8 protein-coding genes, 11 tRNA genes and 2 rRNA genes are annotated in these 13,881 nt (G+C 46.2%); 1 reads left to right on the top strand and 20 read right to left on the bottom strand.

What is annotated here, in order from left to right; translation table 11 throughout:
* Positions 1-173 precede the first annotated feature (173 nt).
* The 7 genes from glmS to ppc form a co-directional block, all read right to left on the bottom strand.
* Positions 174-2,006 carry a glutamine--fructose-6-phosphate transaminase (isomerizing) gene (glmS, locus tag HP552_RS17020; protein WP_175396616.1) on the bottom strand — a complete coding sequence of 611 codons (1,833 nt, stop codon included), beginning with the start codon at positions 2,004-2,006 and terminating at the stop codon, positions 174-176.
* Between the two features lie 743 nt (positions 2,007-2,749).
* Positions 2,750-4,090: a phosphoglucosamine mutase gene (gene glmM / locus HP552_RS17015; RefSeq protein WP_175396615.1), complete on the bottom strand. Its 1,341-nt coding sequence runs from the start codon at positions 4,088-4,090 to the stop codon at positions 2,750-2,752.
* A gap of 72 nt (positions 4,091-4,162) precedes the next feature.
* Positions 4,163-5,659: a CdaR family protein gene (locus HP552_RS17010; protein WP_175396614.1), complete on the bottom strand. Its 1,497-nt coding sequence runs from the start codon at positions 5,657-5,659 to the stop codon at positions 4,163-4,165.
* Positions 5,659-6,492, bottom strand: coding sequence for a diadenylate cyclase CdaA (cdaA, locus tag HP552_RS17005; RefSeq protein ID WP_175396613.1), 834 nt, complete (start codon positions 6,490-6,492; stop codon positions 5,659-5,661). Before cdaA ends, HP552_RS17010 begins: the two co-directional genes overlap by 1 nt.
* A 394-nt stretch (positions 6,493-6,886) precedes the next feature.
* Positions 6,887-7,501, bottom strand: coding sequence for a zf-HC2 domain-containing protein (locus tag HP552_RS17000; RefSeq protein ID WP_175396612.1), 615 nt, complete (start codon positions 7,499-7,501; stop codon positions 6,887-6,889).
* Between the two features lie 134 nt (positions 7,502-7,635).
* The gene (sigW, locus tag HP552_RS16995; protein ID WP_017692117.1) at positions 7,636-8,202 is read right to left on the bottom strand and encodes an RNA polymerase sigma factor SigW; all 567 of its coding nucleotides are present in this window, start codon (positions 8,200-8,202) and stop codon (positions 7,636-7,638) included.
* A gap of 256 nt (positions 8,203-8,458) precedes the next feature.
* Entirely contained in the window at positions 8,459-11,251 is a 2,793-nt protein-coding gene (gene ppc / locus HP552_RS16990; protein ID WP_175396611.1) for a phosphoenolpyruvate carboxylase, read from the bottom strand.
* Between the two features lie 794 nt (positions 11,252-12,045).
* Between ppc and HP552_RS16985 the strand changes: the two genes are divergently transcribed.
* Positions 12,046-12,327: a WGxxGxxG family protein gene (locus HP552_RS16985; RefSeq protein WP_175396610.1), complete on the top strand. Its 282-nt coding sequence runs from the start codon at positions 12,046-12,048 to the stop codon at positions 12,325-12,327.
* A gap of 231 nt (positions 12,328-12,558) precedes the next feature.
* On the opposite strand, the gene HP552_RS16980 is transcribed toward HP552_RS16985, so the two are convergent.
* The 13 genes from HP552_RS16980 to HP552_RS16920 form a co-directional block, all read right to left on the bottom strand.
* Positions 12,559-12,629 (bottom strand) — tRNA-Gly (locus HP552_RS16980).
* A 12-nt stretch (positions 12,630-12,641) separates the two neighbouring features.
* Positions 12,642-12,715 (bottom strand) — tRNA-Pro (locus HP552_RS16975).
* Positions 12,716-12,732: 17 nt separating this feature from the next.
* Positions 12,733-12,809: transfer RNA gene (locus HP552_RS16970), tRNA-Arg, on the bottom strand.
* 6 nt (positions 12,810-12,815) lie between these two features.
* Positions 12,816-12,890 (bottom strand) — tRNA-Gly (locus HP552_RS16965).
* A 10-nt stretch (positions 12,891-12,900) separates the two neighbouring features.
* A tRNA-Leu gene (locus HP552_RS16960) sits at positions 12,901-12,981 on the bottom strand.
* 10 nt (positions 12,982-12,991) lie between these two features.
* Positions 12,992-13,064 (bottom strand) — tRNA-Lys (locus tag HP552_RS16955).
* Positions 13,065-13,075: 11 nt separating this feature from the next.
* Positions 13,076-13,150: transfer RNA gene (locus HP552_RS16950), tRNA-Gln, on the bottom strand.
* 10 nt (positions 13,151-13,160) lie between these two features.
* A tRNA-Val gene (locus HP552_RS16945) sits at positions 13,161-13,236 on the bottom strand.
* A gap of 6 nt (positions 13,237-13,242) precedes the next feature.
* Positions 13,243-13,314, bottom strand: a tRNA-Glu gene (locus HP552_RS16940).
* 10 nt (positions 13,315-13,324) lie between these two features.
* Positions 13,325-13,397, bottom strand: a tRNA-Thr gene (locus tag HP552_RS16935).
* Positions 13,398-13,400: 3 nt separating this feature from the next.
* Positions 13,401-13,476 (bottom strand) — tRNA-Asn (locus tag HP552_RS16930).
* A gap of 84 nt (positions 13,477-13,560) precedes the next feature.
* Positions 13,561-13,677, bottom strand: a 5S ribosomal RNA gene (gene rrf / locus HP552_RS16925).
* A gap of 82 nt (positions 13,678-13,759) precedes the next feature.
* A 23S ribosomal RNA gene (locus HP552_RS16920) occupies positions 13,760-13,881 on the bottom strand; the annotation flags it as partial.

Below are 13,881 nucleotides of genomic sequence, written 5' to 3'. Positions count from 1 at the left end.
GTTTAATATTACTCTATAAGTTATTAGTTTTTATTAATCTTGATCGTCATTTTCACTTACCAACTATAATGTCCATTTACCAACTATAATGGCAATTGTAAAACTATAATGGCAATTTACCATCTATAATGTAACTGAACAACTCGTACACCGTTGGGGTGCTAACTAACTAATTACTCAACCGTTACGCTTTTCGCCAGGTTACGTGGTTTATCCACATCGTGACCCAGTGCCAAGGAAGCGTAGTAAGCAAGCAACTGCAGTGCAACCACAGACAGAGCCGGGCTCAAGAGTGGCAGCGTCTTAGGAATCGCAAACGCTTGGTCTACGGATTTCAACAGGCTTGCTACGTGCTCTTCGTACGTAATGGCCAGTACATCCGCGCCACGTGCTTTTACTTCCTTGATGTTGCTTACTGTTTTCTCAAGTACATTCTCCTGTGTTGCCAGGGCAATAACAGGAATACCGTCTTCGATCAATGCGAGTGTACCGTGTTTCAACTCACCTGCAGCATATGCTTCAGAGTGGATATAAGAGATCTCTTTCAGTTTCAACGATCCCTCTTGAGCTACCGCATAGTCCAGACCACGGCCGATAAAGAAGAGATGTTGATGTTTGGAGATTTGCTCTGCATATCCCTTAATTGCATCAGCTTGCTCCAGCATGGATTCCACTTGCTCAGGCAATGCTTGCATTGCTGCGAGTGTGTGTGCAATCTCTTCTGCAGATTGTGTACCGCGCACTTGTGCAAGATACAGACCAAGCAGATTGAATGCGATCAATTGCGAAGTGTATGCTTTCGTGGAAGCTACCGCAATTTCCGGTCCTGCCAGTGTTGCAATCACATCGTCTGCATCACGTGCAATGGAACTGCCCACAACGTTGGTGATTGCCAGTACATGTGCACCATTGGATTGTGCCTCGCGCAGTGCAGCAAGGGTATCCGCAGTTTCACCGGATTGGCTCACAACGATAACAAGTGTATCTTTACCCACGATTGGGGAGCGATAGCGGTACTCGGAAGCCACATCCGTTTCAACCGGAATACGTACCAATTGCTCAATTACTGTACGTCCAACCAGACCTGCATGGTACGCCGTACCACATGCAATGATTTGAACGTTACGAATATTTTTAATTTGTTCTTCCGTCATTTTCAACTCAGGAAGTTGAACCTTTTTACCTTCATTATCGATGCGACCCAGCATTGTATCACGATATGCTTTTGGTTGCTCATGAATTTCTTTCAACATGAAGTGCTCGAATCCGCCTTTTTCTGCGGTTACAGCATCCCAATCGACATGAATCATTTCCCGAGAAATAAAATTGCCTTCAATCGTCATCAATTCGACAGCATCATGTGTCAAAACAGCCATTTCACCGTCATTCAGAATGTACACATTACGTGTATGTTCCAGAATCGCCGGGATATCGGAACCAATAAAGTTCTCGCCTTCACCAATACCGATAATCAGTGGGCTCGCTTGACGCACAGCTACGAGTTTCTCCGGCTCATACTCTGTCAGTACTCCCAGAGCGAATGCACCACGCATAAGCGTGATTACTTTTTGCACAGCTTTAACGATATCTCCGTCGTATTCACGTGCAATCAGGTGAGAGATGACTTCAGTATCTGTCTCGGAAGTAAACGTGTGACCTTGAGCGATCAGTTCATCCTTCAGCTCCAGATAGTTCTCGATAATGCCGTTGTGAACAACAGAGAACTTTTGGCTCTCATCTGTATGTGGATGGGAGTTTTCATCCGAAGGTTTACCATGTGTCGCCCAACGTGTGTGACCAATTCCGGCATTACCTACCAGTGGCGCACCATCCAGCTTAGCTTCAAGGTTCGCAAGGCGGCCCAGAGCTTTCGTAATTTGCAGACCTTCTGGTGTAAATACAGCAATACCTGCAGAGTCATAACCACGATACTCGAGCTTTTTCAATCCTTCGATCAATACCGATTGAGTGTTCTTATTACCAATATATCCAACAATACCGCACATAGTTTAGTTCCTCCGTTTGTATATGAATACTGTGTCACGAAGAGAAACCGGCAGTCGCGGCATATCGAAAAAATGAATGATTGCCTAAACGTATCATGAATACCTGTTACCTATTCAATTATCAATGATCCGACCGGCCTCTTGCCGCCCTTTAGTCATCATAAGATGTTATGAATGCAATCATGAATGTACATCATTTTCCCGTCCGCGCACCAATTACGCTCTTCGCGCACATTCATTTGAATTTTAATTAACTCTTGCACCTACCGGCGCGTTGTGTGGACAGTCACCCATCCATTTTCCGCAAAATCCGGTTTACGGCTCTGGTGCATCACCGGGAGGTCCCCGCCGAACAATCCGAACACCTCCACCTCGTCAGCTTGATTGCCGTCGATCCTGATTAGCTAATCTTGAACTCCAAGATCCTACCTTGCAGAATCCTTCCCGCGCAACTTCAAGCTCTGGCGCTTGTGTAACTAGTACCTTACGATCCTCACTTTCTGTGTCTGAATGACGACTCCACTCATTATATGCAGGTCAGGTTCATTTTGCAATGGAGCAAAGTACCTGTGACCATTTCAGCATATATACCCACAATCCCGACCGGACAACCAGACCTATGGTCTTACCAATCGGGACGCGGGAATCCTGATTCCTTTGATACGGCATATACCCTTTATTATAACATTCTATGGCAGCATATCCCCAGTGGGAATGTGTACACAAAATGTATATCTCAGGTCTTAAACCAGTTCTTTTTGCACGACATCAGCGATTTGGGATACAAACTGCTCAAGTTCACCTTTATCTGGTCCTTCCGCCATAACACGGATTAGAGATTCTGTACCAGACGCACGAACGAGTACACGTCCATTATCACCAAGCTGTTGTTCTACTGCAGTAATGGCCTGCTCAATTGCAGCATTACCTTCATATTTGCTCTTGTCTTCAACACGTACGTTGACCAGCACTTGTGGGTATTGAGTCATGAGTGATTTTAGATCACTCAGCTTCTTACCCGATGCCTTCAGGGTATCCACGAGTTGAATGGCTGTCAGCATGCCGTCCCCCGTCGTATTGTAGTCTAAGAAAATAACATGACCGGATTGCTCTCCGCCAAGGTTGTACCCTCCGCGACGCATCTCTTCCATCACATAGCGGTCGCCTACAGCCGTTTTTGCTGTTTTTAGCGCAAGCTTTTCCGTTGCTTTGTAGAATCCAATATTACTCATTACGGTCGATACCACCGTACTGTCTTTCAGCTTGCCGGCACGGTTCATCGCATCTCCACAGATGCAAAGAATGAAGTCACCATCGACCTCTGCACCAGTCTCATCAATGGCAATCAGGCGATCTGCATCTCCGTCAAAAGCAAGACCCAGATCCGCTTTATGTTTAAGAACCTCTTGTTTCAGATGCTCCGGATGAGTGGAACCGCATTGCTCGTTGATATTCAGGCCGTTAGGCTCAGCACCAATTGCAATGACTTCCGCCCCAAGCTCAGTAAACAATTTAGGTGCCAGCTCATAAGCTGCTCCATTTGCACAGTCCAATACAATTTTAAGTCCTGAGAACGATTCTGCTACCGTTGTTTTCAGGTAGTCGAGATAGCTGTACCGGGATTCTTCATCCACAGTTACGGTTCCCAACCCGCCACCAACAGGGCGCGGCAGCTGGTCCGTTTCGGCATCCATCAGCTCTTCAATACGGTTTTCTGTCTCATCAGACAATTTGAAACCGTCCCCGCCAAAAAACTTGATTCCGTTATCCTCAACCGGGTTGTGAGAAGCTGAGATCATGACCCCCGCATCAGCTTTAAGCAAACGTGTAATATAAGCCACTCCCGGAGTGGACACGACGCCCAGACGAATTACATCGGCACCGATGGACAATAAACCCGCTACCAGCGCTGATTCCAGCATCAGTCCCGAGATTCGGGTATCCATGCCGATAACCACTTTGGGTCTTTCCACGCCACCAGCAAGCACATAACCGCCACATCGTCCGATGCTGTAAGCCAGCTCCGCCGTTAACTCTTTATTGGCAACACCTCTTACACCGTCTGTACCAAAATATTTCCCCATGATCTAACTCCTTTTATTCGCATCATATAAGAGCATCAAATATTTTATTTTATTAATTTCAGATCTGAATCATCACGGATTCGAGCCATTGGTGCCGCCGCTGCTACCGCTGTTATTACTCGAGTTCCCTTTCGTTGCATTACCTTGCTGGGTTTGCTGCTCCTGACTGTCCGTATTCGATTCTGTCGTTTCCCCATCATCAGGCGCAGGATCGGTTTCCCCGTTCTCCACTTCTGCAGGTGACGGCTCTGGTCCAGCGTTGCCTTCATTCTCAGGCTCTTCGCTAGGAGGAACCGTCGTATCCTCAGCCTTCTCGCTAATTTTGACTGTGGCGCTCAGATTGTTAGAGGTGCCATCCAGCTCAGCAAACCGGGGCAATTCAGCATCCAACTCTACATCATGCGTCCCGACGGCTAGGCCTTGAAGATCTGCGGTCAGCTTGATATCCTCGCTACTCAGCCCTTCAAGCATACTTGGAGAACCCTTCAGTGTAAGGTTTATACCACCGCTTTTCGGCGTGACAAGTGCAGCATCCAAACTATCTCCCACACCCGTAAGCGTTATGGGAACATTGGGAAAGACTTTCGTGGTCTCCTCTGTCTCATCGTAAAGTGACACAGTGACCTTGAGCTGAATCGAACTAGGCTCGATTTTCTCAAAACCCGGAGGCGGCGTCAAGTCCACGTTAACTGTGGATGTACCGGCCTGTTCAAATTGTGTGAGATCCAGGGTTACTTGGTCGTAGGCCTGTATACCCCCAATTGCCTCTTCTGTACCATAAACCGAGACTTCTTTCACGCTTGGTTCCACACTGGACAGTACCAATCCCTCCGGCAGCTGTCCTGAATATTTGATTCTTAAGGGTACAGATTTATAGGGCTGATTAACCGGAATACGGACTTCAACGGTTTGTGGCGTAATGACTGCATTCTCAAGCACTTTGCCTTCTGCATCATATGCCTGAAGTTTTACCCTTTTCTGAGTTACATCATTCTTCGCATCCTTCACGCTCACACTGCCCTGAACCTTCGCTACAGCGTCCAACTGTCCTTCAGGCAGAGTAACCTTAACTGGACCTGTTGGCTCAACGACAGGCGTCCCAAGGCTGTATCCAGCAGATGGCTCTCCTTCGGGTACAATATTCACATTGAAGGATTTGGTGCCCAATTTTTCCACGTTCACTGTAACCATGGAAGGTTCCATACTAACCACTTCGACCCCAGAAGGTAGATCGGGAACAAGCGGCAGCGTATTGGAGCCATCTTTGACCTGACTCAGGTCAACGAGTACCTTATAATCATCATTTGTAAAAATTGAAGTTAACATGGACCGCTGCCCTTTAATTTCCAGACGGACCTCATCCGTACTTAGAGAAGTCAGCACATAGGAATTGCTGTCAAGCCCATAAGGCTGAACAGGAACAGTACGCTCTACCACCTTGTTGGTCGTTCCGGTTGCGATCGTTGGAGTTGTAGGCACTTCATCCAGATGGATCATGAACCAAAGCAGCAGGCTGACTGCTAGAGCAAGGATCTTGGCAAAATTGTTATTGTTGAACCATTTATCCATTATTTCGTTCCCCCCTTCCGTTTCCAGAAGGTAGTCCAGCCATTCTTTTTGTTCAAATTGGATGTTGGACGCAGCTCTTCATAAAGCTTGGCAATCAGTGATTCTTCATTAATGTCACGAACCACCTGTCCATTCATCGCCAGCGATACTTGTCCGGTCTCCTCCGAGACAACCAGACAGATCGCATCTGCAACCTCCGTAATACCGATAGCGGCACGGTGCCGCGTTCCCAATTCCTTGCTGATAAAAGGATTCTCGGATAATGGCAAATAACAGGCTGCCGCAGAAATCTGTTTGCCCTGTATAATGACGGCCCCATCATGGAGCGGTGTATTCGGAATAAAGATATTGATCATCAGTTCCGAGCTAACCAGGGATTGCATCTGAATCCCGGATTCCGTGTAATCGTTCAAACCTGTTTCACGTTCAAATACAACGAGTGCCCCAATTTTACGACGCGACAAATAGTTCACAGACTTAATGATCTCACCAATTAACACCGTTAATTCTTCATCACTGGCTGCCGTGGAGCGTCCGAACAGCTTACCACGTCCCAGTTGCTCCAGACCGCGGCGCAGTTCCGGTTGGAATATAATAAAGACGGCAACGACACCAAACGTAAACATTTGGTTCATCAGCCATTTTAGCGTATACAGGTTTAGCCACGTGCTTAGCGCCCAGATCACCACTAGGAACAGAATGCCCTTAAGCAGCTGAACAGCACGTGTACCCCGTACAAGCAAAATCAGTTTGTACATAATATAGGTAACAATCAATATATCGATAACGTCCTTAATGGACTCTTTCCACGTTAAGTCAGCAAAATAGTTCATAAGCCAGCCCCCGCTATCCCCATTGATGAGTAAACCCTGATCTCATATTAACCCATTAGGATTTTAAATAATCCTTTGTCTTAGCTTTTGCATAATTCGGTTTGGGTCGCTCCCGGGTACAAGATTTAGACGAATAGAACCATTTCGATCTATATCTTGCTGACGGAAAGACGCTCTTTGGATTGATGCAAAATGCTTATCTATATGTAGTAGTATGTTCTCTTTAGTATCTAGGTTATAACGATAACGTTCAGGTTGCAAGTTACGGGAGTCACAAACTGCGCAGAAACAACACAATTTCCATAAATTACAATGTTCGCATATAAAAAAGAGTACCCCATGCAATCTGGAGGTACCCTGCTTGGTATATACCACTTGAAGAACTTACCCTCTGCTAGCGGTATGCCACTTCATTTACCATATTGGTTATTTTGTACCAGAACCAGTCCAGCGCCTGATCAATGCTTTTTACCTGACCGGAAATATGCGCCGTCGAAGCTTGATACAGTTGTCCGTCGATCACCGTCAGATTGCCATCTACATCACCATATACCTGGGCGGTACCATTCTCTATCGTAAGATCGCCCGCAATTGACTTGCCTTGAGGAACAATAACCGTGTTTCCTTCAATGACGATCTGGTCCAGATTGTTACCCTTAACGACCATTTCGTTATTCTGATCCCAGAAGTTCCAAGCGCTAAAGAGCATCACGACCAAAAAGAAGGCTGCCGCCGTCAGCGCGGGATGTCCTTTGACCCATTTGAGCCATACCTGTTGTCTCTTGGGCTGGGGCAGAGCATTCATAATTCGATTGGTCAGCTCATCCGAGGCAGACGGTGAATAATGTTTCATGGCAAAGAGCAGCATTTCCGTCTGTTCCAACTCTTTAAAGCGCATGCGACACTCCGGACAGGTAACAAGGTGACTTTTCAGTTCTACCTTCTGGGCCGGGGACAACGACTCATCCAAACATTCATGCATTAAAGAGACGGCCGAGTTGCAATCCATATGAGAGCCAATCCTTTCTTAGATCACTTAGTCCATGCATCATCAAATACCACGCATAAGACTTGCATACATTACATACGCATCCGTTTCGGATATGTTTCAAATAATTTCGCCTAAAAATACACTTTAATGATTTACAGCTTATATTCCAGTTTTTTACGCAAAAAGTCACGGCCACGATGCACACGTGTTTTAATCGTTGTTACGGGCATACCTGTGACATCACTAATTTCCTGCAGCGACAAGTCCTGTAAATATCTCAAAATCATCACGGACTTATACTTGGCCGGCAGACTGTCAATAGCCTCACGAATGAGAGTCTGGGTTTCTGACAAAAGCGCTTCGCTCTCTGGTGTACGATCATCGCTCGGAAGCATGGCGTAACCGTCTGATCCTTCCTGATCGTTCAGTTCCGCATCCAAAGAATAGGATGGTTTCTTCCTCCGTAAACGGTCGATACACAAGTTGGTTGCAATCCGGTATATCCAGGTTGAAAACTTCTGGTTCGGATCATATTTCTCCATATTACGAAACACACGCAAAAACGTCTCCTGTACAACGTCCTCCGCTTCATGACGATTGTTCAGCATCCGGTATGCCAAATGAAATAGCTTGTCTTTGTATAACTCAACGATTTCTGCAAAGGCTCGCTGATCACCCTTAAGCACCAGCTTAACCAGCCTGTTCTCCAAATTGTCCACCTTTATTCCCCCAGACATGCTGATGGGTCTTCCGCCTTCTGATACCCGTCCACACTTGTAATTCACCAATCAAATCGTAAATCAACTTTGGTCAAAAATCAAGACTGTGCCCGAAAATATCCGCCAAAAACAGTAAAAACGGGAACTCCTACCGGAGTCCCGTTTCATCTCCCACTCAGGGCTGAGGAGAGAATGGTGCATTTTACTATTAATCCATTTAAACATTCATTTCATTAATTATACATTAGCTAGTGTATCAGCCTGTATTCCGAAGTCCTGCGGCGATACCGTTAATGGTGAGCAGCACTTCACGAAGCAGCTCGGTATCATCTTCTCCGCGTTCACGCATGTCTCTCAGCTCGCTCAACAGCTGTACTTGCATGTAAGACAATGGATCGACGTAAGGATTACGCAAACGAATCGATTCCTGAATTACCGGCACATCATCCAGAATCTCTGCTTCTCCGGTGATTTTCAAAATCAACTCTTTCGTCAGCTTGAATTCCGACTCAATCTGACCATAGATACGATCACGTGCTTCCTTGTTGGAGGCCATCGCGGAATATTCTTTGGCAATCACAAGATCGGCCTTGGCAACAGCCATCTGCACCGTATCAATGAGTGTACGGAAGAATGGGAAGTTGGCATACATGTCCTTGAGGACAGCCAAATTCTCCTCTTTATTCTGATAGTAGCTTTGCAATCCTGTTCCTGCTGCATACCATGCAGGGAGCAGATACCGGCTTTGAGTCCAGGCAAATACCCATGGGATTGCTCTCAAGTCTTCAAATTTGTCGCTGTTTTTCCGTTTGGATGGACGTGAACCGATGTTGAGTTCACCAACCTCCGGCAGGGGAGTTGATTCCTTGAAGAAGTTGAAGAAATCCGGATCACGGAAAATCAAGTCCTGATATTTCGTGAGAGATACTTCGGAAATATCCTTGATGATGCTGTCCCAATGCTGCTCGGATACCGACTCTTGCGGCTCCATGCCATTTAGGGCAGCTGTGATCAATGCCGATGTCGCCTGCTCCAGACTGCGATATGCAATACCTTGCAAGGAATAACGGGATGAGATGACTTCACCTTGCTCCGTAATCTTGATTCCTCCACCAATCGTATGCGGCGGTTGTGCAAGAATACTGCGGTTAAGCGGCATTCCTCCACGTCCCAGTGCACCTCCACGTCCATGGAAAAACTTCAGTTTTACGCCATGCTTGTTACCAACAGCCGTAATGGCATTCATCGCTACCCGAAGCTCCCAGTTGGCCGTAACCACTCCGCCATCCTTGTTGCTGTCCGAGTAACCTAGCATAATTTCATGCAGTTCGTTCCGGGAAGCAACGCTTGCGCGATATACCGGGAGATTGAAGAGTTTTTGCATAATTTCAGAGGCAGCATGAAGGTCATCAATGGTTTCGAACAGCGGCACAGCCTGAAGGGTCGAAATAATCTCTCCACCCTGTCCCTTACGGAACAATCCCACTTCCTTGGCGAATACCATGACTTCCAGCAGATCACTTGCTCCCTGCGTCATACTGATCAGGTAACTTGTAATGCATCCAGTACCAAACTCGCTCTGTGCACGCTTGATCGTACGGAATACATCAAGACATTCTTTGGTTCCCTCACTGTACTGATGATACGGAGATGTGAGTGGACGCGGATCTTCTAGCAAACGAGCCAGCAAATCAATTTTGCCGTCCTCCGTCAGACGAGCGTAATCTTCAACTACATTCATTTTGGCCAAAATTTCGGACATTGCATTCTCATGTTCCTGACTGTGCTGACGTACATCCAGCGCAGCTGTATGGAATCCAAAAAGCTCCACTTGGCGGATCATCTTGCGAACGGTCGTATCCGCTACATAGTCTGCAAAATGATGACGCAGGCTGCGGTCAATAATCATCAGATCATCAATCAGGCCCTGAGCGCTGTCATAACGGTCCGGCTGCCCGGCTTTATTTTCATCAAGTACATTATTCATTTTGGCAATCATGTAAGCCAGTTTAATGCGGTAAGGTTCCTTCTCGTTGCGCCAGATATCCACTTTCTTCAACGTGACGCAGCTGCGGTCCTGCTCAATCGACTGAGCCAGTTCATCCGATACACGGATGATGTTGGTACTGAAGCTTAGATGTTCCATCAACTCAATCATAATCCGCTGATATTCACGCAAAGCAAGCTTGCGCTGCATCAACAGAGTCTGCCACGTTACATCTGAAGTTACCGAAGGATTTCCGTCCCGGTCTCCACCGATCCAGGAACCGAAGCGCAAATACGTCGGCACATGCCAGTCGTGGTCAGGATAAAATTTATTCAGGCAGCGTTCAAGCTCCTGATATACATCCGGAAGTACATGGAACAACGTTTCATGAAAGTAATACATACCGTTCCGTACTTCATCAAGTACAGTCGGTTTACGGTCGCGAAGTTCATCTGTCTGCCAGAGTGTAATCACTTCGTTCAGCAGCTTCTCCCGCAATTGTTCACGTTCACGCAACGTCAGCGTAGGATTATCAAGCAGCATGACATCTTCGGATATCCGTTTGTGGATGTCCAGGATAACCCGGCGCATGGCCTCGGTTGGGTGAGCTGTCATGACCAGTTCCAGCGACAATTCGTCCAGAATCTGCTCTACCTCGGTATGAGACAGTCCGCGGTCCTTCAGGTCCTGTACGGCTTTCTCAATCGAACCTGGCTGTACTGAATCCCCTGCAGAGCGTTCATAATCCCGTTTACGCCGGATCCGATGGTTTTGTTCAGCAATATTAACTAATTGAAAATAGATCGCAAAAGCTCGAATGACCTGGTGACGATTTTCAGAATCTAATTCCTGGATCATCGTTTTGAACTCTGTATACAGTTCAGGCAAAAATTCTGCACGTAACGATTTGCTCGTTTCCCGAATTTTCTCAACGATATCGAGAAGCTCTGTGCCACCTTGATGAACAAGAACCTCTCCGAGTATATTGCCCAGGAACCGCACGTCTCGCCGAAGCAGGTTGTTGGATTGGCTTTTGCTGGCGGTTACCATAGTTTCAGTCATGCTTATCCTCCCATCTGATCGTTCACATTCGTACACGTAAATTTGACACCTTCATAACATCATACAATAAAATGGTACGAAAATCTTTATTTTTCTATTAGTAAAAAAGGGGATTATCCCCGATTTCCCGCATAAAAACCCGCTTTATTATTCATTTTCTCGATTTGCTTCAATTAATGGGCAAAAGCTTGTCGCATGATACCTTTTTCACATGCTATATATAAATAAAACATTTAATACATATTCGTTTTTATTCATAAATATACAGTGACGTTGAGTATAACCTTGTTACAGAGAAACCCATGTATCATTTCCATTGTTTAAACACGTTATATGCAAACAAAAACATGACCGGCAAAGCAAGCTTTTGTATACTTTACCACAGTGATGTAATAAATTAAAGAGTCAATTTTAAAAAATATCATTCTCCAGTTAATACACGTATATGATCGATTAGACTCAAGAAGCTATTAGTAAAAATATTCCGTAATTTCCTCATTCTCTTTTTAAGCTGCCCCTTAGGTGATTAAGCTAGCAGTCTAATGTAGTTTTTACTTTTTAAGTTATTGGTGCATAAATGCACTGTCTGAACTTAGCTTTTGAGTCAGTATTTCTTTAAATTCAGCTTATTCAAACATCTTTGCGCGACTTTCCATAAGTATATAAGCTCTACAATTTTCTTGATTAGAGCGTACATTCTCCAAAGGGATATTTTAACGTGAAATTCACTACATAATTTGATTTAAAGCATGGCAGATTAAGCTTTAGTTCAAACAAAAAGGAGGCGACACTTAATGAAGAAGAGTGTTTCTACACTTATCGCATCTACGCTTCTGGTGGCAGCATTAGCTGGCCCGGCAGCTGCTCATGGTCAGGCAACAAACGGTATGGATCAGAACCAAGGAACACAAATGAATAACACCAATTACACCAACGGTGATTACCGTACTAACAATGTCCGGGCTAATGCTGCAACTGACCGCGACAATGACATGGATTGGGGATGGATTGGTTTGCTTGGGCTTCTTGGATTAGCAGGTATGCGTAAAAAGGTTTCTGACCGTCACGAGCGGTAATTCGAAGCAAGATGGACCTAAACGAACTAATTCCGTTTAGGAAGCCTTCATGGCGATTATAGGGCTGCCACAACAGCACGCTTACCAAGGCAGTCCACAGATCATAAAGAAGCCAGGACCCATTATCAATAGTGGAAGGTCCTGGCTTCTTTAGGTACATAATTTCTTCTATAGACTTCAACAAAAAAGAACAATCTCTACATAAGTAGAGACTGTTCTTTAACTCAATTAAGCGGGTGATGGGAATCGAACCCACGCTATTAGCTTGGAAGGCTAAAGTTCTACCATTGAACTACACCCGCATAGAAAAGAAATCGGGATGACACGATTTGAACATGCGACCCCCTGGTCCCAAACCAGGTGCTCTACCAAGCTGAGCTACATCCCGATATTTATAAAAAATAATGGCGCGCCCTGAGAGATTCGAACTCCCGGCCTTTTGATTCGTAGTCAAACGCTCTATCCAGCTGAGCTAAGGGCGCAAATATTGGAGCGGACGACGGGAATCGAACCCGCGACCCTCGCCTTGGCAAGGCGATGCTCTACCGCTGAGCCACGTCCGCTTATAAAGGATGCGCGTGGAGGGACTTGAACCCCCACGTCAAAGACGCTAGATCCTAAGTCTAGTGCGTCTGCCAATTCCGCCACACGCGCATATAACAAGTGAGCCATGAAGGGCTCGAACCTTCGACACCCTGATTAAAAGTCAGGTGCTCTACCAACTGAGCTAATGGCTCTTAATAAAAAATGGCTGGGGATATAGGATTTGAACCTATGCATGACGGAGTCAAAGTCCGTTGCCTTACCGCTTGGCTAATCCCCAATAATTTAGATGGTGGAGGCTGAGGGGCTCGAACCCCCGACCCTCTGCTTGTAAGGCAGATGCTCTCCCAGCTGAGCTAAGCCTCCATCCTATGACCCGTAGGGGATTCGAACCCCTGTTACCTCCGTGAAAGGGAGGTGTCTTAACCCCTTGACCAACGGGCCCCATTTCCAAAGCTCTCAACCGGGATCGAACCGGTGACCTCATCCTTACCATGGATGCACTCTACCTACTGAGCTATGAGAGCAAATGGCTCCCCGAACAGGACTCGAACCTGTGACAACTCGATTAACAGTCGAGTGCTCTACCAACTGAGCTATCAGGGAATAATATGCATTTGCAGGGCAAATGCAATTCATCGTACAACGCTAACATACAGAGCCTGTTTTCTATGTATGATGAAAGAGTTCGCTTGGCAGCGTCCTACTCTCCCAGGACCCTTCGGTCCAAGTACCATCGGCGCTAGAGGGCTTAACGGTCGTGTTCGGGATGGGTACGTGTGGAACCCCTCCGCTATCGCCACCAAACGAGCATTTGTGAACAAATGCGTTCAGAGATTATTCTCTGAAAACTAGATCCGAAACGAAACTTGCGACTAAAACCTGCATATTGGATAAGCCCTCGACCGATTAGTACTGGTCAGCTCCATGCATTGCTGCACTTCCACCCCCAGCCTATCTACCTCGTCGTCTTCAAGGGGTCTTACATACTGGGAAATCTCATCTTGAGGG

The sequence above is a fragment of the Paenibacillus xylanilyticus genome (assembly GCF_013359935.1).
Lineage (GTDB): Bacteria > Bacillota > Bacilli > Paenibacillales > Paenibacillaceae > Paenibacillus > Paenibacillus xylanilyticus.
Note: the sequence above shows the minus strand (reverse complement) of the source record. Positions and strands in the feature narration are given on the sequence as shown.

Coding starts and splice junctions, on each gene's coding strand:
- glmS (WP_175396616.1), bottom strand. CDS start 2,006: ATGTGCGGTATTGTTGGATATATTGGTAATAAGAACACTCAATCGGTA.
- glmM (WP_175396615.1), bottom strand. CDS start 4,090: ATGGGGAAATATTTTGGTACAGACGGTGTAAGAGGTGTTGCCAATAAA.
- HP552_RS17010 (WP_175396614.1), bottom strand. CDS start 5,659: ATGGATAAATGGTTCAACAATAACAATTTTGCCAAGATCCTTGCTCTA.
- cdaA (WP_175396613.1), bottom strand. CDS start 6,492: ATGAACTATTTTGCTGACTTAACGTGGAAAGAGTCCATTAAGGACGTT.
- HP552_RS17000 (WP_175396612.1), bottom strand. CDS start 7,501: ATGGATTGCAACTCGGCCGTCTCTTTAATGCATGAATGTTTGGATGAG.
- ppc (WP_175396611.1), bottom strand. CDS start 11,251: ATGACTGAAACTATGGTAACCGCCAGCAAAAGCCAATCCAACAACCTG.
- HP552_RS16985 (WP_175396610.1), top strand. CDS start 12,046: ATGAAGAAGAGTGTTTCTACACTTATCGCATCTACGCTTCTGGTGGCA.